At 61.6% G+C, this 20730-nt stretch carries 21 protein-coding genes and 1 pseudogene; 12 read left to right on the top strand and 10 right to left on the bottom strand.

Annotated features, from left to right (window positions below; translation table 11 throughout):
• The first annotated feature begins 330 nt into the window (after positions 1 to 330).
• The 3 genes from VSR68_RS33750 (at position 331) to VSR68_RS33740 (ending at position 2469) form a co-directional block, all read left to right on the top strand.
• Positions 331 to 834: an RNA polymerase sigma factor gene (locus VSR68_RS33750; protein ID WP_342943917.1), complete on the top strand. Its 504-nt coding sequence runs from the start codon at positions 331 to 333 to the stop codon at positions 832 to 834.
• Positions 835 to 1246: 412 nt separating this feature from the next.
• Positions 1247 to 1690, top strand: coding sequence for a universal stress protein (locus tag VSR68_RS33745; RefSeq protein WP_342943916.1), 444 nt, complete (start codon positions 1247 to 1249; stop codon positions 1688 to 1690).
• Positions 1691 to 1965: 275 nt separating this feature from the next.
• Positions 1966 to 2469, top strand: a complete 504-nt coding sequence (locus VSR68_RS33740) for a DUF3455 domain-containing protein (RefSeq protein ID WP_342943915.1) — start codon at positions 1966 to 1968, stop codon at positions 2467 to 2469.
• 155 nt (positions 2470 to 2624) lie between these two features.
• Here the strand turns inward: VSR68_RS33740 and VSR68_RS33735 are convergent, their stop codons facing one another.
• The 4 genes from VSR68_RS33735 to VSR68_RS33720 all read right to left on the bottom strand — a co-directional run bounded on the left by VSR68_RS33735 (position 2625) and on the right by VSR68_RS33720 (position 5922).
• On the bottom strand, positions 2625 to 3074 hold the full coding sequence (locus VSR68_RS33735; protein ID WP_342943914.1) for a hypothetical protein: 450 nt from the start codon (positions 3072 to 3074) through the stop codon (positions 2625 to 2627).
• A gap of 155 nt (positions 3075 to 3229) precedes the next feature.
• The gene (locus VSR68_RS33730) at positions 3230 to 4135 is read right to left on the bottom strand and encodes an anti-sigma factor (protein ID WP_342943913.1); all 906 of its coding nucleotides are present in this window, start codon (positions 4133 to 4135) and stop codon (positions 3230 to 3232) included.
• A complete protein-coding gene (locus tag VSR68_RS33725) occupies positions 4132 to 4677 on the bottom strand; it encodes an RNA polymerase sigma factor (protein ID WP_342943912.1) in 546 nt (181 codons plus the stop codon). Before VSR68_RS33725 ends, VSR68_RS33730 begins: the two co-directional genes overlap by 4 nt.
• A gap of 171 nt (positions 4678 to 4848) precedes the next feature.
• On the bottom strand, positions 4849 to 5922 hold the full coding sequence (locus tag VSR68_RS33720) for a catalase family peroxidase (RefSeq protein ID WP_342943911.1): 1074 nt from the start codon (positions 5920 to 5922) through the stop codon (positions 4849 to 4851).
• Positions 5923 to 6297: 375 nt separating this feature from the next.
• Between VSR68_RS33720 and VSR68_RS33715 the strand changes: the two genes are divergently transcribed.
• On the top strand, positions 6298 to 7005 hold the full coding sequence (locus tag VSR68_RS33715; RefSeq protein ID WP_342943910.1) for a hypothetical protein: 708 nt from the start codon (positions 6298 to 6300) through the stop codon (positions 7003 to 7005).
• 92 nt (positions 7006 to 7097) lie between these two features.
• On the opposite strand, the gene VSR68_RS33710 is transcribed toward VSR68_RS33715, so the two are convergent.
• Positions 7098 to 7424, bottom strand: coding sequence for a DUF4148 domain-containing protein (locus tag VSR68_RS33710; protein ID WP_342943909.1), 327 nt, complete (start codon positions 7422 to 7424; stop codon positions 7098 to 7100).
• 251 nt (positions 7425 to 7675) lie between these two features.
• Here VSR68_RS33710 and VSR68_RS33705 point away from each other — a divergent pair, with 251 nt between their 5' ends.
• Complete coding sequence (locus VSR68_RS33705) at positions 7676 to 9076, top strand: amidase family protein (protein WP_342943908.1); 1401 nt, start codon at positions 7676 to 7678, stop codon at positions 9074 to 9076.
• A 46-nt stretch (positions 9077 to 9122) separates the two neighbouring features.
• Here VSR68_RS33705 and VSR68_RS33700 read toward each other — a convergent pair whose 3' ends face one another.
• On the bottom strand, positions 9123 to 9584 hold the full coding sequence (locus VSR68_RS33700; protein ID WP_342943907.1) for a hypothetical protein: 462 nt from the start codon (positions 9582 to 9584) through the stop codon (positions 9123 to 9125).
• A gap of 254 nt (positions 9585 to 9838) precedes the next feature.
• Between VSR68_RS33700 and VSR68_RS33695 the strand changes: the two genes are divergently transcribed.
• Together VSR68_RS33695 and VSR68_RS33690 are read left to right on the top strand one after the other, a co-directional pair.
• Entirely contained in the window at positions 9839 to 10252 is a 414-nt protein-coding gene (locus VSR68_RS33695; protein WP_342944016.1) for a hypothetical protein, read from the top strand.
• Positions 10253 to 10483: 231 nt separating this feature from the next.
• Positions 10484 to 12136: an FAD-dependent oxidoreductase gene (locus tag VSR68_RS33690; protein ID WP_342943906.1), complete on the top strand. Its 1653-nt coding sequence runs from the start codon at positions 10484 to 10486 to the stop codon at positions 12134 to 12136.
• Positions 12137 to 12224: 88 nt separating this feature from the next.
• Here the strand turns inward: VSR68_RS33690 and VSR68_RS33685 are convergent, their stop codons facing one another.
• From VSR68_RS33685 to VSR68_RS33670, 4 genes are all read right to left on the bottom strand, one after another.
• On the bottom strand, positions 12225 to 12722 hold the full coding sequence (locus tag VSR68_RS33685; protein WP_342943905.1) for an NUDIX hydrolase: 498 nt from the start codon (positions 12720 to 12722) through the stop codon (positions 12225 to 12227).
• A gap of 66 nt (positions 12723 to 12788) precedes the next feature.
• Positions 12789 to 14054, bottom strand: coding sequence for an MFS transporter (locus VSR68_RS33680; RefSeq protein ID WP_342944015.1), 1266 nt, complete (start codon positions 14052 to 14054; stop codon positions 12789 to 12791).
• Positions 14041 to 14469, bottom strand: coding sequence for a chromate resistance protein ChrB domain-containing protein (locus VSR68_RS33675; RefSeq protein WP_342943904.1), 429 nt, complete (start codon positions 14467 to 14469; stop codon positions 14041 to 14043). Before VSR68_RS33675 ends, VSR68_RS33680 begins: the two co-directional genes overlap by 14 nt.
• A gap of 408 nt (positions 14470 to 14877) precedes the next feature.
• Positions 14878 to 15807, bottom strand: coding sequence for a LysR family transcriptional regulator (locus VSR68_RS33670; RefSeq protein ID WP_342943903.1), 930 nt, complete (start codon positions 15805 to 15807; stop codon positions 14878 to 14880).
• Positions 15808 to 15958: 151 nt separating this feature from the next.
• Here VSR68_RS33670 and VSR68_RS33665 point away from each other — a divergent pair, with 151 nt between their 5' ends.
• From VSR68_RS33665 to VSR68_RS33645, 5 genes and pseudogenes are all read left to right on the top strand, one after another.
• Positions 15959 to 16822, top strand: coding sequence for an amidohydrolase family protein (locus tag VSR68_RS33665; protein WP_342944014.1), 864 nt, complete (start codon positions 15959 to 15961; stop codon positions 16820 to 16822).
• Between the two features lie 150 nt (positions 16823 to 16972).
• Positions 16973 to 18274 (top strand): dicarboxylate/amino acid:cation symporter, encoded by a 1302-nt coding sequence (locus VSR68_RS33660; protein ID WP_342943902.1) that lies wholly within the window; start codon positions 16973 to 16975, stop codon positions 18272 to 18274.
• A 110-nt stretch (positions 18275 to 18384) separates the two neighbouring features.
• Positions 18385 to 19479, top strand: coding sequence for a porin (locus tag VSR68_RS33655; protein WP_342943901.1), 1095 nt, complete (start codon positions 18385 to 18387; stop codon positions 19477 to 19479).
• A gap of 77 nt (positions 19480 to 19556) precedes the next feature.
• Positions 19557 to 20582, top strand: a complete 1026-nt coding sequence (locus VSR68_RS33650; RefSeq protein ID WP_342943900.1) for an amidohydrolase family protein — start codon at positions 19557 to 19559, stop codon at positions 20580 to 20582.
• 2 nt (positions 20583 to 20584) lie between these two features.
• A pseudogene (locus VSR68_RS33645) lies at positions 20585 to 20730 on the top strand (4-carboxy-4-hydroxy-2-oxoadipate aldolase/oxaloacetate decarboxylase); the annotation flags it as partial.

The raw sequence follows: 20730 nt of genomic DNA, 5'->3' as shown, positions 1-20730 counted from the left end.
GTCGGACAGGAACTTTCGCGCGATCCGAATTGCAGCCCACAGCACCATCGACAGTAACCGTTCGAATTTCACGAAGTCTTTTTCGCGAAATGCGGTTGGACGAGGACTGCGCATTCCACATACGCTTGTCACTGGCACCATTTCCGCGACGAAAAGCGCTTGAATCACTCAAGCACCTGCTCGCGCGAATGATCACTCTTCCGTCATGCGGTTTTGACGATCCGAGTCCGGAAAAGGTCGCCAACGTCGAAGCTCCTGAAAAATCGAGGCTTCTTTTTCGGCGAATTCGCCCGCAATGACAGATCAAGATCAAGCATAAGGTCGGCGTAGATGGATCGCGATTTAGCCAAGGTCCTTCCCGAACTTCTTCCGAGGTTATGGACATTCGCATTACGGATTTCACGAGATCATTACGACGCCGAGGAACTGGTGCAACGCGCCTGCTTGCGCGCGCTCGAACGCGAGCATCGGTTGCGGCCGGACACGTCGCCTTTGAGCTGGATGTTTTCGATCGTGTATTCCACGTGGATCAACGAATTGCGTTCGCGCAGCATGCGAAGCCGCACAAGCACAGCATGGGACGACAGCCTGCTCGAAATGGTCGCGGACCCTGCGACGCGTAATCCCGAATGCGAGGCAATGAGTCGGCAGATCATCAAGGCCGTGGAGCAACTGCCCGATGCGCAGCGTGCCGTTGTACTACTGGTGGACGCCGAGGGAAGAAGCTATCAGGAGGCTGCGAAAGTACTCGATGTGCCGATCGGCACGGTCATGAGCCGTCTGTGGCGAGCGCGGCGGAGTGTGAGCGCCAGATTTCGCGCGTGCGCGGGGTGAATGCCCCTGCGCCTAGGCGCCTGAGTCGTCGATGGCGCCGACTTCTCTATTCCGTCCACCGAGTGAGTCAATCGACTCATGGTTCAACCTCTTTGCGTGCTGCGATAGAAAGAGAAATGGCCGATACGTTGAACGCCTGACTAGCTAATTGCTTTCACACACGCGCCAGGCTGACTGCACCGGCCTGCCCATGCCCGCCGGTTCCCACGAGAGCGCGTCGCTCGCAAAAACTGTCTCGCGAAGCCTTGGTTTGCGACGGGCAATCGCTTCGCTCATGCGTCTGTGCGGCCCACTAACCGGAACGGTACTCGCGCGTGGAATAGAAATCGCGCTGACGTGTTTTCCGAGAGCCGGACGCGACGAGAAGTCACCTCGTTTCGCGAAGGAAACGACAACAGAACTGGAGCAACAAATGACTTCGAATCAGCGGATACTCATCTATTACGACGGCACCGAAGAGGCTCGTTCCGCGATCATTCGCGCGAGTCGGATAGCATTGGCGCTCGATGCGCACATTCATGTGCTTACCGTCGTCGACACCAGTACAGCGATCATGTCGACTTCGGGCATGTTGTGCGAGCCGGCATACGCGCTGATCGAGAACAGGGCGCGTGACGTGCTCCAGGAAGCAATCGATCACATGACGGCCAGCGGCATCAAGGTCAGTGGACACTTCGCGATTGGCAAGGTGGTCGAGCGCATCGCGCAACATGCCGAAATGCTTGACGCCGACCTGGTGGTCGTCGGTCATCGGAGGCGTTATGGGCTTGCGCGCTGGTTGGGCGGCGCGCCGACATACTCTGAACTCGTCGATCGGGCCCAAGGCCGCACGGTAATCACGGTTGCGCTGGCATGAGGGCATCACGCGGGATGTATCTGCCTCAGCGATGCCCCGTGCGCAACTGGAAAAGCACCAACGTTCGAGGTTGTCGGGATGATCGACGGTGGGCTTCTGGATTTCACCGCGATCAGTTGGCAAATCGTATCCGCGATGTGAGAGGAAGCAGCCGGACGCCGTCGAATATTGCACATAGCGCGATCCCGCGAAATGCCTGGAATAGATCCATGCGATGGAGTGTTGTGGAAGAGCGGTTCGAGTGGCATCGACCCAACGACAACAGGAGCATCGCGATGATTCGTCATTTACGCGGGACGCCAATTGCAATTGGAGCTGGTTTGATCTGGGCCGTGACAGGCGCGTGCGCCCGAGCGGAATCGATCGATCTGCCCGACGCGCGTGCGTTTCTGAGTGCGACCGCATCGGGCGTGCAGATCTATGCATGCGAATACGGTTCAGATCACACGCTTGGCTGGGTTTTCCGCCAGCCGCACGCGACGCTCTACGATGCGAACGGCGCCGCCGTGATCGAGCATTCGGCTGGACCCTCATGGCAAGCGCGCGACGGCAGCCGCATCGAGGGACACGTCATCGCGCAGAAGCCGAGCGATATGCCCGACAGCGTGCCGCAACTTCTGCTGCAAACGCGCTCGACAGGAGCGCAAGGCTCGCTCGCTTCGACGCGCTATGTGCAGCGGGTCAAGACAGTCGGCGGTGTGAAGCCGACCGGGCCCTGCACGGCAGAGCATCAGCCCGGCAGTTCGCCCTATATCGCGACTTACCTGTTCTACAGGTAGCACGGCAAGTCATCTGTCCGGTCAGAAGATCCATACGCAAACAAAATAAAGCGGAATAAAGATAGTTCATGCTCAGCCGTTGATCGAAGAAACGTTCGCGTCCGGCAAACGCCGGTCTCGTCAGCACAACAACCGGGCGGAGAAATTATTCCGTGCTAGTTCGCGGCATACGGGACACACATCGCGAACCTGCAAACGCACGCACCGGCGACGAAGGCGATGCCCAGGGCCACGCCGAACCCCGCGAGCGCGATCCATCGACGCTGGCTTGACGCCGTGCGTGAGGTCGTGCCTGACACCGTGCAGCACCGCTTCTCTGCGAAGGCGTCGTTCGCGCTCTCGCGGCAATCGATGGACGCGGTGAGACCAGTTCTGCGCCGCGCCATATGCGACATGATGTCGATGGTGTTGGCGAGGCTCGCGGGTACGGGCGGAAGCCGTTGATGCGCGAACGCGTGCGCATACGGAAGGCGTGACGCAGCGAGCCACGCGACGCACCGTGCCGCGTCGGGGTCGTCGTCGAGCATGCGCTCGACTTCCGCACGTTGCCGGGCGGCCAGCGCGCCGTCGACGTAGGCCATCAGTCCGATGTCGTCCGAATTCATAAGGCCGATCCAACGCGGTTCGCAGAGCGTGTGCCGCGCATTTCACGAGTGATGTCGCGGCCCCGCGCCCGCATGTCGCCATGCGGGTCAATGGCATAACACCTGTGTCGGGTCGTTATTCCATGCGATGCGCGGAGCGTTCCCGCGAGACGGCGCTATCCCGCACGCGACGGGTCCGCCTGTTGCGCATCGCCGAACAGAGGGGCCATGTCGAGGTTCGAGATGCGCTTGCCGAGTGCGGCGAGATCGGCTCCGTTCGCCTCACCGATGAGCGCATAGCTCAACTCGGCCTGACGCCACGTCGCGACCTCCATCGATTCGACGGTGCGGGACGCGACCGCCTGATCCGGGCGCGCGTCCTTCATCACGCACAGCGCGATGGGTGGACCGTTGCGCGGCAGATAGACGATCTGCACGAGCGGCTTGTTGTTGAAGCGCAGACGCTGCACCGACTTGAAGGTGAGTCCGGCGCTGCTCAGGTCCGGCACACGCAGCGCGAGGCGGTCGTCGCGGCGGATGTCCTCGACCACCTTCGCGGCGAGCGCCGGATCGTCCTCGTGATACGCAACGGTATCGCGCGTATAGAGCTTCTGATAGCCGACGGCCGCCTGTACCCACGGCGACACGTTCGATGCGCTTGCCATCTGCGAGCCGCCCGAGCCCGGCGCGCCGGGTCCGAACAGCGCGCCGGGATGAACGAACTGGCCGGCCACGAACGCGCCCGCAGCGCACGCCGCCGCAAGCCACACGGGCACGCCGCGCAGACGTGAACGCACGGGCGCGGAAGACGGCTGGGTTGAAGTCGGCATGGCGGCGTCGTTTGCGCTGGAAGGACGATGCGCGCGCACCATTTCGTCGACGCGAAGCCTCAGTGATTCCGGCACGGGCGGCAGCGTCTGCTGGGCGAAGGCATCCGCGAAATCGACCTGCGAGGCGCGCAACAGCGCGACCTTCTTGCGTGCCTCGGCGGATTCGCGCAACTGCATTTCGACTGCGGCGCGTTCGTCAGGCGACAGGCCGCCGTCTACATAGGCGAGTAACTGGGCGTCGTCGGCCTTCATGCGATGGAGTCCTTGTGCTGCGGGGCGGAACGCGCCTTGGGCGTTTCGCCGCCGAACATGGCGCCGACCGATTGCCGCGCTCGCGAGAGCCGGCTCATCACGGTGCCGATGGGTATATCGAGCACGTCGGCGGCTTGCTGATACGTCAGCCCTTCGACCGCGACGAGCAGCATCACGACACGCTGCGCTTCGGGCAGGCGTTCGATCGCCTCGACGATCTGGCTGTGCATGAGTCTGGTTTCCGGACGATTATCGACGGGATCGGGCAGGTTTTCGAGGAAATCGTCGTCACACTCGAAGCTCGCCCGCTTGCGCACGCTGCGGGCGCGCAACTCGTTGATCCAGGTGGAATGAACGATGGAAAACATCCAGCTCAACGGGGCCGTGTCGGCTCGAAGCTGATGCGCGCGTTCCAGCCCGCGCAGGCATGCACGCTGCACGAGGTCCTCGGCGTCATGCCGATCGCCCGACAGGCGAAGCGCGAACGCCCACAGTCGAGGCAGCATGCCGGGAAGCATGCCGGGTAAGTCTGCACCGCTCATCGAAGGTTCTTCTCCATGATCCCCGTGCAGGCCGACCTTGCGCGAATGCGATCGTGTGCGATCGTCTGGCTGTGGGCGCGAAGCTCGGGCCATCTGGTCTAACTAAAGACGGAACACCTGGCCGTGGTGCTTTATTCCATGCACTTGTTCCGCCACTTTGATTCCGTATCTTCAACGGCCGCTCGTGGCCGCATTGGCTTCTTCGTTCGTGCGTCTGTTGAACGACACCGCGTAAGCGGCGGAGCGCGCGGCGAGCAGGGGATCGTCCGAAGGCGCGATGCCCGCCGGCAGCACCGTCGGATCGAAGTTGATATCGCGGCACGCACCGTCTATCTGCGATTGCGCACGATCGATCACGAGCGTGCCCGCATCGATGCGATGCAACTCGCGCTCGGCCGGCCAGGCGCGTGTCGCATCGTCGACGGGATCGCCCGGGCCGGCGGGCGTGAGCATGAGACGCCAGCGCACGGGGCCGGACTTGAGCCGCGTTCTCAGGCCGTGTGCGAGGAAATCGGGATCGCTCGCGCGCGCGTCGTGTTCGTCGAGCGGCGCATAAGGTGTGTCGGGCACCACGCTCCAGCGCACGAATCGCGTGACGCCGCGCGCATCGGTGAAGCGGAATGCGTTAATGCTGAAATAGCTCGCGTCATAGAAAGCCGACGATGGCGGATGATTCGCGACCCAGTCGCGCAACGCGCTCGTTTCCGGATGACGCGCGACGAACGCATCGACTTTTGCGGGGTCGGGATGGCCGGTGTGCGCATCCGGGCGCAACGCCTGCATCTGCTCATAGACGGCCTGCGGCGTTCGCACCGCGAAGACAGGCGCCGAATTCATGCCTGTGCGCCATTCCTGTCCGTCGACGGGAAGAAAGCGCAACGCGAAACTGCGTACTGTCGTGTCGCCGTCCGCTTCGGCAGGATTGCCGCCAGGCGCCGAGAAGCGGCCTGTGACGGGCGTGCGGACTCGCCTGAACACATCCGCTCGCGACAGCGCCGTGCCGTTGCCGTTGCCGTCGAAATAGCCGCTCACGCAGACACCTTTGGCGTGATTGCGCCGAAACCCCGGATGCCTGCCCGCGACGGCTTCGAAAGAATCGACCAGACGGTCGGGCGTCAGCGGTTCTGCGCTGCCCGGCAGCCGGACCCATCCCGCGACCCATGCAAACGATCCGAGCAGGAGCGCCGGCACGAGCGCAACGACGATATATCGTAAGAAGAAGTGCAATTGCTGCGGGCGGGACATGAAGCGACGAAGACGAAGCGACAAGGACGAAGCGCCGTGCTGATTTCCGAAGTGCTGGGGAGTATAGAACGGTGCTTTCCAGCGCGCAGCGGAACTGCCCACGTTGAATTTTCCCGCACGTGAACTGTTGTGATCGCGGGTGTTTCGAGTGCCGTCGAACGGCGCTGCCGAAAAGCCAGGACAGACATCCGTGACTCAACGACAATTGATCCTTCCCGGCGATATGCGCTCTTCAATATGACTTGCAGGAAGAGAGCGCATCGTGTGAGATTTGAATCATCGGAATATCGGCAGAAGGCTGCCGCGTAATGGTGCTGAAAGCACGCGCGGCGTAGTATGGCTTCTCATGCGACGCACATCTACGCGGGGTCCGCAATGAACGAAGGTTCGATGAGAGGCTACCGTAAGGACGAGTGGAGTGACCTGCTTTTGATCGTGATGAAGACGAGTCTGTCGGTCGCTCACGAACTCGCATTGCCACCGGATGCCGTGCTCGATTGTGCCGCGAGGCATCTGCTCTTCCATGATTTCGCAAGTTTGGCGTCGGCGATGCAGGGCGCTTCACGAGTGCATGATTCCCTTAGGCGGCGCGATAGCATTCCCGCAGTCGAAGTCGCGTATATCAAGAACCTCGCAGCGCGGATCGACGCCAATAGAAATGTACTCGCCTATCCGCCGACACCGTGCGCATCAGAGCTTCGGCATCACGTCGAAGCACCCGCTCAAGCATACGAAAAAGTAGCATCGGCTATTCAGGCGTTGAAAACCGATGTGCGCCAGACGTTCATGCGGAGCAATACGTACAGCGAGACCGCCATCGAAGCCGCATCGGGATTCGCAAACGCGCTTGCGGCGATAGTGCCCGGCGACGATAGTGTCGAGGCCTATGAGCGGGCGCTCGCCGCCGTGCTGCATGTGCGATTCACCGGGTCACGTCGGCTTATCGATGGAACTATGGACGACGCGGAGCGTCATCCAGCCGATGATGGGCATGTGGGAGCGGAGCCCCTATCGACTGCGCCGGGTGGCTGGATGCAACGTGTCAAGGATGCAGTTCACCATCCTGCCAAGCTGCATAAATAAGCGTCCGCGCGGGAGGCATCGGCGGGCATCCGGCAGGCTCGTATGCTCCGAAGCGAACGCGCTTTCACGCGTTCGCTTCGGAGCGGCGACGATCACGAGTGCGCGTAGACCGGTTCGAGGCCGATGATGTTTTGCTGCGCGGCGGGCGCTTGCGCCGTGTCATGACGCGAGCCCGAGTTCGCCTGACCCGCTGCGACGCCGCCATAGGACGCATCCTTTTGTGCCTGGATGCGCGACAGCGCTGCTTCGATGTTGCTCGGATATTGCGTGTAGTCGCTGGCGGGGTTGTAGCCGGCCTGGTGCAACTGGACCAGTTCAGCGCGCACTTGCGCGCGGGTCAGCGGCTGGTTCGACTGCGCGAACGAAAGAGCAGGAGCGGAGATCAATGCTGCGACGAAAAGGGCTTTCACGAGTTTCATGAGTATTCTCCAGAAGTTGAATGGCTTGCGGTGATGCTTCCGGGCGGCCGTCGCGCGTTGCACGTTGCATTCGCGATTGCATGTCGTCCCGGCGAGTCGCACTGTCATGAATCAACCTTGCGTGACGTTATTTGAACCCGCACGTGTATCTGGCTTGTTTCCCGAACGCGCGGGAATGTAAGTCACTATGTCCCGAACGGCCGTAGATACATTGCGGTACAAAAGACATCGAAGACATCATTGGAGGCAACATGAGCGAACTATGGCGCCTGTCCGCGGCGGAACTGGCGAAACGCATTCGAACCCGCGACGTATCCGCGAAGGAAGCGGCGGAATCGGCGCTCGAGCGTCTCGATGCGGTGAATCCGAAGGTCAACGCAATCGTCGCGCACAAGCCGGAATGGGTGCTCCAGCAAGCGGACAACATCGATCGCGCGATTGCGCGCGGCGAAGATCCGGGGCCGCTCGCGGGCGTGCCCGTGACCGTGAAGATCAACGTCGATCAGGCGGGCTTCGCGACCACGAACGGTACGCGTCTGCAGGAAAATCTGGTCGCCGAGGTGAACAGCCCCGCCGTGGACAATCTGCAAAGAGCCGGCGCGGTATTGCTCGGCCGCAGCAATTCACCGACTTTCGCGTTGCGCTGGTTCACGTCGAACCTCGTGCATGGCCGCACGATCAACCCGCGCGATCCGTCGCTGACACCGGGCGGCTCGTCGGGCGGCGCGGCCGTCGCCGTCACTGCGGGCATCGGGCATATCGGGCTGGGAACCGATATCGGCGGGTCGGTCCGCTATCCGGCCTACGCGTGCGGCGTGCACGGCCTCAGGCCGAGCCTTGGGCGCGTGCCGGCGTTCAACGCATCGTCGCCGGAACGTGCGATCGGTGCGCAGTTGATGTCGGCGGCGGGACCGATCGCGCGCACTGTCGAAGATTTGCGGCTGGGTCTCGTTGCACTCGCCGCGCCCGATCTTCGCGATCCCTGGCATGTGCCGATGCCGGTCGACGGGCGCGCGGTGCCGCTGCGCGCGGCGCTCTGTTTGCGTCCCGGCGGATTGCAGATTGCGAAGGAGGTCGAGGACGCATTGCTCGATGCCGCGCGGCGCCTCGTCGACGCGGGCTGGAGCGTCGAGGAAATCGACGATGTGCCGTCGATGCGTGAAGCGGCGCAATTGCAGGAGCGGCTATGGCTCGGCGACGGCTTCGACGCGCTGGCCGATTCCGTCGCACGCGACGGCGACCCGGGCGCGGCCGCAGTGGTGGCTGCAGCGCGCCTCAAAGTGCAAGGGCTGCCTGCCGATGTCATCAGTCGTTCGCTGGTGCGGCGTACCACGCTGGTTCGTCAGTGGCGCCTGTTCCTGGACCAGTACGCCGTCGTGCTGATGCCCGTCTCCGCGGAACTGCCGTTTCCTGACGATCTGGATCAGCGGGGCGCGGAAGGCTTTGATCGCGTATGGGAGGCGCAGCTGACGATGCGGGCGTTGCCCGCAATGGGCTTGCCCGGACTGACGGTGACGACGCAACTGGTCGACGGCGTGCCGGTGGGCGTGCAGATCGTCGCGGCTCATTATCGTGAGGATCTTTGTCTGCTCGCCGGTGAGGCTATCGAAGCGCGTGGCGTGCCGCCGTCGCCGATCGATCCACGCGAGTGATCGCAGCGTCGAGGGAAGCATTCGTACTGAACTTGCACTGCGCCAATCAGTGCGGTTCGCCGAGACACGCATCGGCGACGTCGACGATGGGCTCGGTATCGGCATGGGCTTCGGGAAAGCGGTCGACACATTTGATCTGTAGTAGCGTCCACCAGATGCCAGGCGGATTGTGGCCGAGCCACATCACGGTCGCCGCCGCTTTGGTTCGCAGGCTCCATCGCTGCCAGTCCGCGCCCGTTGGCGAAAAGCGGCCCTGTCTGTCGGCGTATCGGGTCGGGTCCAGGCCGTAGCGTTTCAGGTAGGCAGGATTGAGGCGCTCGTCGAGCGTAAGCCGCCCGCGAGCGATGCGCACCTGTTCATCGCTTTCGTCGTGACTGAAATCGCTCACCGCGCGGCTGACCACTGTCAACTCGTACAGCAGCGCCGTGCCCACTGCCAGAAACGTCACGGCAACGCAGAGCACGAGCGCCCAGACGATTCGTCGTCCCGCTATTCGTGCGCGGGCCATTCAGTTCTCCCGGTTCGCCATGCAACGTCAAGAACACACGCCATCCCAGCCTGCCACAATCTGCGCGATCGCGGTGTAGCATTCCATCGTGTGCGCCGAGTTTCCGGCACCGACGGAAAGGCGCTTTCGCATTCGTGGCGAGAACACCGTAGTCGCGTGCAGAAAACGGACGGACAGAAGGAACGGCCAGGAAATAGCCTTGGGCAAATGAATTATCGGATCGGCCCAAGGCAAGAGCATCGATGGGAAGCATGATGTCAATCGAGTGGAAGCGCCGCGTCTGGCTGTTCGTCAAGCGTCTCTGGCAACCGACCAGCGCGTGCATGACCTGCATGCCGGGTAGCTGGGGCAATGTCCTGAGTCTTGCCCACTGGACGATTGCATTGCAAACAGGACTATTCACCGGAATCCTCGCCGTGCTGCTGACTTTCACGCCGTTGGCGAGGCTCTATACGCGGCGATACGGCAATGCGCTGATCGTCGGCTTCCTGACGATGTTAGGCGACGCGTACTCGCACCCGAATCACTATGGGCTTCCTTTTGCCGAGGCGGTCGTAACGGGTGTGACGTCGGGTCTGCTGACGCTGGCTGCTTCATATGTTTTTGAAGACCGCGCCCGGCGCCTTCGCGCGGCATGCACGCGGATTTCGCGGCTCCTTGCTCACTGATCGTATGTACGAAGTTATCGCCGCGTCGACAAGAGTCATATACTGGCTCAGTGCGTTTGGAGTATGCATCGGGATGTACCGGGCGCGTTCGATGAGCGCTGCGACCAGAAGACAAACGACGCCGTAACCGTATCGCTCAGCCGCTTGCCCGCGCATGTCCTTTCGTCGGACGTGACGACCACGAGGCCTGATGGTCCGGGCTCTGCGGCACCTGCCGGACAGGACGAAGCCATGCTGACCATCGATGACATCCGGGCAGTTCCGCTCTTCTCGTCACTTCCCGCCAACGAACTGGAGAGCCTCGCGCACACGTCCGCGGACCTGCATCTGTGCGCGGGCGAATTCGCCGTCCATGAAGGCGGCGAACGCGCGCTCTATGCGGTGCTGTCAGGCAAGATGGAAGTCATCAAGACGTTCGACGGCATCGAGCGCACTTTGGGCTGGCGTCTGCCGGGCACCATCTTCGGCGAAGTGCCGCTTGCGCTGAGTTCGCCGTTTCCCGGCGCGTATCGGGCCGCGGAGCCATCGCGCGTGATGCGCGTGGATGCGCAGCGCTACTACGCGCTCGCTGCCGCGTCGCCGGAGGTTGCGCTCAAGATGGGGGCCCTCGCGCGCGAGCGTATCGGCGGTCTTCAGAACCTCTCCGCCGAGCCGCCGAAGGCACGCGTGACCATCGTCGGCAATCGCTGGGACGACGCCTGTACCGCGCTGCGCCAGTTCCTCGCGCGCAATCAGATCAGCCATGACTGGCTCACGCCCGACGCGCCCGAACTGCCGGCGCGCTGGCCCGGCGCCATTCCGTTCGAGGTGGAGTGCCCCGCGCTGCGGCTCGTCGACGGAACGGTGCTGAGCCGGCCCGCGACGCGCGAGCTTGCGCGCTTGCTGGGTTTGCAGACGCAGCCACGCTTCGCCGAATACGACACGGCGATCATCGGCGGCGGGCCTGCGGGCCTGGCCGCCGCAGTGTACGGCGCATCTGAAGGCCTGCGCACGCTGGTGCTGGAGCGCGAGGCGCCGGGCGGGCAGGCCGGCACGTCGTCGCGCATCGAGAACTATCTCGGCTTCCCGAACGGCGTTTCCGGCGACGAACTCGCAAGCCGCGCGCTACAGCAGGCGAGGCGGCTCGGCGCCGAGATTCTGGTCACGCGGTCGGTGGCGCGAATCGATGTCGAACGACGCGAGATTCATCTCGACGGCGGCGATGTCGTCCGCTCGCAGACGATCATTCTCGCGACCGGGGTGACGTGGCGGCGCCTCGCGATCGATGGCTTCGACCGCTTTATTGGCAAAGGAATCTACTACGGTGCGTCGCGCAGCGAAGCGGCCGCGACGCACGGACTGGATGTGCATCTGATCGGCGGTGGAAATTCGGCTGGACAGGCCGCGCTCTACTTTGCCAATCACGCGCGCAGGGTGACGCTCGTCGTGCGAGGCGATTCGCTCGAGAAGGGCATGTCGCGCTATCTGATCGAGCAGCTCGTCGGTAAGGACAACGTCGCGGTGCAGTTGCGATCGGAAGTCGTCGGCGCATATGGCGATACGTGTCTGAGCGCGATCGACGTGCGCGATGGAACGAGCGAAGAGGTGCGCCGCTTGGAGTGTGGCGGCCTGTTCGTTTTCATCGGCGCTGATGCGCAAACGGATTGGCTTCCGGCTGAAATTGCCCGCGACGCACGCGGCTATGTCCTGACGGGTGACGATGTCGTCAAGGCGGGCCGCTGGTCGCATAGGCGAGACCCGTACCTGCTCGAATCCAGCGTGCCCGGCGTGTTCGCCTGCGGGGATGTGAGGTTGAGTCCCGTGAAACGCGTCGCTTCGGCCGTCGGCGAGGGCAGCATGGCAATTGCTTTCGCGCACAAGTATCTGCAGTTCGACGCACGGTAGCGTTGGGGTGGGTGCGGGTGCATCCACACCCGCATCTACACCTATCATGCGGACGAGTTGGACCTTTTTCATTTCTCGACGTGCCCAACTAACAGCAGCGATCCCCGTCGAGAAACGCAGTGACCGCGCCTGTCAGCGCGATGCTGCGCAATTCCTCCGGAGATGCCAGATGCGCGGCGATGATCTCACGATTATCGAGCCGCAGTTCGGGTATGGAGTCGAGGTGCAGTTCAAAGAAGTGCACGCGGTCTCTTCGTCCGTCCCAGGTGCCGCACACGCTGCCGACGGGGACTAACGGGACTAACGGGTGCGACGAGAAACCGATCTCCTCTTCCATTTCGCGCTGCGCCGCTGCATCGGGTGTCTCGCCGGCCCGGATACTACCGCCAGGAAGGCCCCACTCGGCCCGGTACGATGACTTCACCAGCAACAGCGCCTGCCCGACGTAGATGGCGACTAGCGCGCCCTCATGGCGAGGCCGTCGAAGATGCCACCAGGCGCGAGCGAGCCGAAATCCGAGGCGAAGCACCAGGCGCCAGACGGCGTCGATAAGCATGGTCGCTCGGGCTCGCTCAACGCTCGGCATGAGGTTCTCCTTTCTTTTTGCTGTTTGTTCGCCATCTTGCCCTTCCCGCGACAAAACCCCTGTGCGTCATGATGATCCTCCATCCGCCCTGACCTGACGAAATGCATAAAGCAGCGAGAGGTCATATGCAATTTTCAGTGCGCCGCACGCGACGAGCGGAGCGGCAAGCCACCCGACGCCCAACAGTACCCCTGAGAGGGTGGGCGCGACCGCGGCTGCCAAGCTTCGTGGAACCGCGGTAAAGCTTGCCGCGGCGGGACGCTCCCCCGGTGTGACGACCGACATCACGTAGGCGCTGCGCGTCGGCACGTCCATCTGGGAGAGCGCACTGCGCGCGAGGAGCAGCGCCAGAGCCAGTGACAGGGACGGCGAAAACGCGGCGGCAATCAGGCACACGCTCGAAGGGATATGCGTGAAGACCATTGTGTTGAGCAGACCGATGCGGCGTGACAAGGGTGCCGCGGCGAGTTGTGAACCCGCGCTGAGTATTCCTGCCCAGAAAAAGAACTGGCCGGCTGCGCCGAGCGAAAGTCCAAACCGACGGATCAGCCACAGGGTCAGCAGCGAGTTGACAAGAAGTCCGCCGGCAAACGCGTCGACGCTGAACAGCAGCGCAAGGCGCAAGACGATTCCGCGCGAGGGCCCAAGCGGCATGCGGGGCGTGTCTTTACTCGACGGGCGCGCTGGCAGACGCCGATAGACCAGCCAGTTGACGAATCCGGCCACCGCATAGACGATAAACATCACGCGTATCGCCGCGAGTGGCGAGGCAACTGAGCGGGCAGCGATCAAATCGGGCAGGCCAGCCGCAAGTGCGCCGACTGCGGCGGACAGCCCGCCGACGAGGCTATATCGTGCAAACAGCGCGGTTCGGGCAGCACCCGTTGCAGATTCGGCGAGCCTTGCATGCTCGAGCGGAAGAAACAGGCTGACATCGCCGGAACTTGGGTTCAACGTCTCAATGAACGCGACAACGAGCAGCGGCCACAGCGAAGACAGTCCAGCGAAAGCAAGACCTGTGGCCGTCATCAGCGCCGCCGCGAAGAGCAACAGGCTGCGTTGCGCGAAGCGATTGACTGCGATGCCCACCAGGATCGTCGCAAGGGCAGACCCAAACAGCGTGGTCGTGCTGATGAGCCCGACAGCCAGTTGTCCGAGACCGAGCGCGAGCAGATAGCCAGGCAGCAGCACGGCGATAAAGCCGTCGCACATGCCGCGAAGACCACGGGCGACAAGCAGGTTCAAGGCGCCCGGTGCGACGCCTTGAGGCAGGAGCACGGCAGACAGCCATGATCTGAGCCCTCCCTCAGTCGCCCATCTAGGCATGCGCATGGTGCTTGCACCACACACAGAGCGCATCGTAACGAAGCATGCCGTAACGCAGCTGTTCGTGACCGTTCGTAAAGGTGCGTGACAACCCGCTGGACATCGCATAATGACTCGCTGCTTCCGGGGCAAGATCAACGCGTCCTGTGTCGGCACCGCGAACGATATTCGCGAGTCTGTGCAATGCGGGATCAGTCAGCTGAAACCTTTGAAGGAAGGCATCAAAGCTGCACTGCTCGCCATGGTGGCCGAGTTCCACATCGGGTACGTCGTACGGCGTGCCTTCCAGCTCGCTGGCGATCCGCATGACGTCGTCCCGGTGCACATACAGGAACTCGGCGTCGGGATCGATGAAGCGTTGCACGAGCCAAGGGCAGGCAATGCGGTCGACTTTCGGGCGTTCGCGGGTAACCCATCTCATGATCGACTCCTTGTCCTTGAAAGTTAGCATCGTGGATCATCCCGATGGCTGCTGTTGTGAACATCCGCACGAACGGATCGGCACGATGTAAAAGGAGCAGGTAGCCGGGTGCCGTCGCCGCTCTCGCGGTCGGCCGCCGGCGTTCCGGCCTCTCGCGGGTCGCTCTCAGCCGAACGGTGCGCGCGTCGGACGATGATCGGCTGAGTGCGTTACGGTTGTCTTCCGCCCGACGGCGCTAACCCTTACCAACGTGACCTCGCAAAGGCCGAACTGTATCTGCTCGATACAGGGCACTTCGCCCTGGAGGACAAACTGGATGAGATGGTGCCGTTAATACGAAATTTTTCTCACACGAAATCCAAGCTGGTCCGCGAGACGACTCCCGCGTGAATCCGGCAGCGCTCACGCTCATCGTGATGTGGCGCTACCGTAGAGTGGTACTACATTCGATTCAAGCATCGCAATGGTTCGAGTCGCCAGTTGCGAAAGAGTGTGTTTGCTGCTGGTTGCAATCGCAAGGCGGCTGAACAGTGTCGGTTCGGTGATACGCATGACCTTGAAACGCCGCTTGAGCGCGTCGTTTGTCGTTGCGTTCAGCGACAGTACTGCATACCCGATACCCTCGGTGACAAGGTCGAGGATAGAAGTAACAGCATCAACCTCAAGTTCGATCCGCAATCGCACACCTTGCTCTGCCGCCGCGGATTCGACCATCCGCCTTATTGCATGCATGCGACCTGGAATCACCAGTGGATAGCGCGCGATTTCCCGCAATGGGATAGCACCCGGACGCGCGAGTGATACATCGTCATCGACTTCGCATGTATCCGGACCGATCAGAAACAGTTCCTCAGTAAAGATGGTTCGCTTGTCAATCAACGGTGTATCGAACGTGTCGTACAGGACCGCGACGTCGATGCGGCCCATCATCAACCATTCGATCAGATAGGTGGACAGCCCCTGCGCGACCGAAATGGTTGCACCCGGGAAGGTCGAGCGAAAGCTCTTCACGAGTTCTTGCGTCGCGACCTTCGCGAAACTGGGCGTTATACCAATGGCGAAATGCCCTCCAGGCGCGCCATGCAATCCGTCCAGATCTTGCGACGCGCGCTGCACCTGCTGCAGGATGCCCTTCGCGTGCGCAAGCATTCGCTGACCGGCAGGCGTCGGCGCGACGCCGCGCCCGTTGCGCTCAAGCAGCGTATGACGTAATTCCACTTCCAGTTGCCGTACCAGTCGGCTCAAGGCAGGTTGATTGGTGTCCAGCGTGATGGCGGCACGCGTGAAGCTCCCGAGTTCGGAGACTTGAACGAAAGCCTCGAGCTGTTTCAGTTCCATTGTGAGCTATGTGAAATTCACATATCAGCTAGTTGGATATGGCAATTGTAGTCAGAACGCGGGGCAGCCACAATCCGCTCACCCAATCACTCAATTCAGTCCGCGCCCACGCGGAAGATGCATAAAGAGACGACGCTCAATGAATTCCAGTCTGAAATCCTGTTTGCCGCCCGATCCGAATCCCGTTCGACCTGCTTGCGCGTTGCCCGCCGGCGCTTGCGACGCGCATTGCCACGTTTTTGGCCCGGCAGACGTATTTCCGTATGCGCCGGATCGCAGTTACACGCCACCCGACGCACCGTTTGAGCGTCTCGTCGCGCTGCACGATTTTCTCGGCGCGGAGCGCGGCGTGATCGTGCAGGCAAGCTGCCACGGCACGGACAATACCGCGATGCTCGACGCGATTGCGCGCAGCAATGGCCGCTATCGCGGCGTCGCAATCGTTGACGGCAATGTGACCGATGAGCAGCTTGCTCATCTGAACGCGCATGGCGTGCGCGGCGTGCGCTTCAATTTTGTCGCGCATCTGGGTGGTGCGCCCGATCTTGACGTATTCGACTCGGTGCTGGAGCGCATCGAACGCCTGGGCTGGCACGTCGTATTGCATCTCGACGCGCAGGACATCCTGCAATACGCGGAGCGGATCGCGCGCATCAAAGTGCCATTCGTGATCGACCACATGGGCCGCGTGCGCGCGGAAGCGGGGCTCGATCAACAGCCGTTCAGGCAATTGCTCGAGCTCATGCGCAATCCGCTCGCATGGGTTAAGGTCTGCGGCGCGGAACGTGTGTCCGTCGGCAAGCGGCCTTTCGACGACGCGATCCCTTTCGCCCGTACGTTGATCGAAGCGGCGCCTGACCGCGTGCTGTGGGGTACCGACTGGCCGCATCCGAACATCAGCAAGGACATGCCAAACGATGGCGAGCTGGTCGATCTGCTGTTCCGTTTCTGTCCGGACGCTGCGCAGCGCGAGAAGCTGCTCGTCACGAATCCCGCGCGCCTTTACGGATTCTGAAGTGCCCTTCAAGACAAATTGCGTTAACTGCCGCGCACGATGCGCAGACAGACGGTGATGCAGTATGTCCCGTGCATTCGATAACAAATTATGGTCAGGAGACACGATGATTCAGATGCTTTGCTACACCGTCCGTCGAGGATGGACGTCATGAGTAATGGCGCGGTCATGACGTCGCGCGCACGGGAGGCGAAGAAGCCTTTCTATCGCGCGCTGTATTTCCACGTATTCGTCGCGATCATGCTCGGGGTGCTGCTCGGTCATTTCGTGCCGACGCTAGCCGTGCAGATGAAGCCACTCGGCGATGCGTTCATCAAGCTGATCAAGATGGTCATTGGCCCGATCATCTTCTGCACCGTCGTCACGGGTATTGCGGGCATGGGCGACATGAAGAAAGTCGGTCGTGTGGGTGGCAAGGCGTTGCTGTATTTCGAAGTGGTATCGACAATATCGCTCGTGGTGGGTCTCGTGGCCGGGCATCTCTTTCATCCCGGCAGCGGCTTCAACCTGGACCCGGCGAAAATCGATACCAAGGCGCTCACGGGTTACACGGTGGCTGCGCATCAGCAGAACACTGTCGAGTTCCTGATGCACATCATCCCCGACACGATAACGGGTGCGTTCACGTCCGGCAACGTGCTGCAAATTCTCCTGGTTTCGGTGCTGTTCGGCGCTGCGCTTGCGGCCGCTGGCGAACGCGGGAGGCCGCTTGTGGCGATGATCGAGGGCTTTGCGCACACGTTCTTCGGCATCGTCCACATCATCATGAAGGTCGCGGCAATCGGTGCGTTCGGCTCGATTGCGTTCACGATCGGCACGTACGGCATCGGCGCAGTGTTGCCCTTACTGAAACTGATTGGCGCGTTCTATCTGACGCTCGTTGTCTTCGTCCTGGCCGTCCTCGGCGCGATTTCGAGGCTGCTCGGTTTCAGCATCGTGCGCTTCATGGGGTATATCCGTGAAGAAATTCTGATTGTGCTCGGCACGAGTTCGTCAGAGGCTGCTTTGCCGCAAATGCTCGAGAAACTCGAACGCCTTGGCTGTTCGAAGTCGGTGGTAGGTCTTGTCATTCCTGCTGGCTACTCGTTCAATCTCGACGGCACGAACATCTACCTGACGATGGCAGTTCTGTTCATTGCGCAGGCCTTTAACGTCGAGCTGAGCCTGACGCAACAGCTCACGCTGGTCGGTGTGTCCATGTTGACGTCGAAGGGTGCGAGCGGTGTGGCGGGAGCCGCATTTGTCATGCTGACGTCGACGCTACTGGTGTTCCCGCTGATCCCCGTGTCAGGCATGGTGCTGATTCTCGGTATTCACCGCTTTATGGGCACTGGGCTCGCCATTGTCAACACGATCGGCAATGGCGTTGCGACGCTGGTGGTGGCCGCATGGGAACACGAACTCGATCGTTCCAAACTGAACGTCGAAATGCTGCGCCGGCGCGCAGGATAAACGGCTAGCCGAACAAGGAAAACGCCTGAGGGATTCACGGCCTGCGTGTGCGTCGAGCACACGCAGCGGGACCGCTCACGCCCGAAAAAAAGCGAACCATCGGAGATACGGTGAAGTTAACCGGAAAAAGCAAAAACAATCAGAAGCACAACTGGCGCTTCAATTCCCGTTGTGTCGCAGCAGCGTGCTTCGCGGCTACAGCCGGCGTCGCGCATGCCGATTCTTCGCAAGCCGCAGCGGGCGCAGCGACGATGACTTCGCCTGGCGTGCAGATGTATGGCCTGATCGGAATGTATATCGATAGCTCGAAACTCAGCACGAGTAAAGCGAGCACGGTGCAGATGGGCGGCGGCGGGATGACCACGTCGTTCTGGGGCATGCGCGGCCGCGAGGATATCGGCGGCGGCAATGCGGTGGTTTTCTCGCTCGAAAGCTTTTTCCGGCCGAACACGGGCCAGATGGGGCGCAACACGACGGATGGACTGTTTTCGCGCAACGCTTATGTCGGCCTGACGGGCGCGTTCGGCACTGTGAAGCTCGGCGAGCAGACCAACCCGACGTATATCAACCAGCAGTTCGTCAATCCTTTTGGTTCGTCGGTCGTGTTCTCGCCGCTGATCGTACAGTCGTACACGGCGAGCTACAACAACACGCAGATCGGCGATACGGTCTGGCAGAACGCAGTCGAGTATGTGTCGCCCAGTTTTGACGGCTTGACGGGCACGGCGATCTACGGCGTGAGCAGCACGACGGGGCATCAGGGACGTGACAATGCCGGCCTGCATCTGACGTACGTACACGGACCGCTGACGGCCGTTTTCTCCGCACAGCGCGTACGTTCGGTGGCAGTCGCCCCTTCGACGGGACAGGATTTGTATCTGATAGGTGCCGCCTACGATGCGAAGTTCATCAAGGTCTACGGCGCCGCACAGCTGACCAGCAATGACAATGTGGAAACGGGCTCTCATACGTATGAGCTCGGCGTATCCGTTCCCCTTAATCCGGCGAACGTGATTCTCGCAGAATGGGCGCGCACGAAACACAGCGCGCCACTCGATCGCAGCGATGTACGCAATACCGGTAGCGTCGCCTACGACTACATCCTTTCAAAGCGCACCTATGTGTACGCGGTCTACTCCTACGACAAGCTGACAGGGAATCCATCGGGCAGCACGTACGGCATAGGCATGCAGCACACCTTCTAAGGCACAAGGCGCCGTCCGCGAGCTGATCCTCGCCGAAGAGCGCCCGAGCCCAACCGGCTTATCGGAGCAATGCAACGATGATCATCGATATTCACGGCCACTACACAACAGCACCCAAGGCGCTGGAAACGTGGCGCAACCGTCAGATCGCTGCTCTGGGCCATCCCTCCGAGATGCCCAGGCCGTCGGAACTACACATCAGCGACGACGAACTGCGCGAATCGATCGAAACCAACCAGCTGCGCGTGATGCGCGAGCGCGGCCTCGATCTGACCGTGTTCAGCCCGCGCGCGAGCTTCATGGCGCATCACATCGGCGACTTCGATGTGTCGAGCACCTGGGCCGCGATCTGCAATGAGCTGTGCTACCGCGTGAGCCAGCTTTTTCCCGAGCATTTCATTCCCGCCGCGATGCTGCCGCAGAGTCCCGGTGTGGACATTGCCACCTGCGTCCCCGAACTCGTGAAGTGCGTCGAGCAATATGGCAACGTCGCGATCAACCTGAACCCCGATCCGTCGGGCGGCCACTGGACCAGTCCGCCGTTGTCCGAGCGCTACTGGTACCCGATCTACGAAAAGATGGTCGAGTACGACATTCCCGCCATGGTTCACGTGAGCACGAGCTGCAACGCATGCTTCCACACAACGGGCGCGCATTACCTGAACGCCGACACGACAGCGTTCATGCAATGCCTGACCTCGGACCTGTTCCGCGATTTCCCCACCTTGCGCTTCGTGATTCCGCACGGCGGCGGCGCGGTGCCGTATCACTGGGGACGTTTCCGTGGACTCGCGCAGGAGATGAAGAAGCCGCCGTTGCAGGAACATCTGCTCAACAACATCTTCTTCGATACGTGCGTGTATCACCAGCCGGGCATCGATCTGCTGACCAAGGTGATTCCCGTCGACAACATCCTCTTCGCCAGCGAGATGATCGGCGCGGTGCGCGGCATCGATCCGCAAACGGGTCACTACTTCGACGATACGAAGCGCTACGTCGAAGCCGCCGACATGAATCCGGAACAGCGCTACAAGATTTATGAAGGCAACGCACGGCGAGTTTATCCGCGTCTCGATGCCGCGCTCAAAGCTCAAGGAAAGTGAACATGTACGAACTCGGAGTGGTTTATCGAAACATCAAGCGCGCGGACGGCGACGTCGCGACGCGACTCGGTGAACTGGGCAGCGCCACCGTGCATGAGGCGATGGGGCGCACAGGTCTTCTCAAGCCATATATGCGGCCCATTTACGA

Source organism: Paraburkholderia phymatum, assembly GCF_038900715.1.
Lineage (GTDB): Bacteria > Pseudomonadota > Gammaproteobacteria > Burkholderiales > Burkholderiaceae > Paraburkholderia > Paraburkholderia phymatum_A.
The sequence above is the reverse complement of the archived record's forward strand: the minus strand, read 5'-3'. Positions and strand labels throughout refer to the sequence as shown.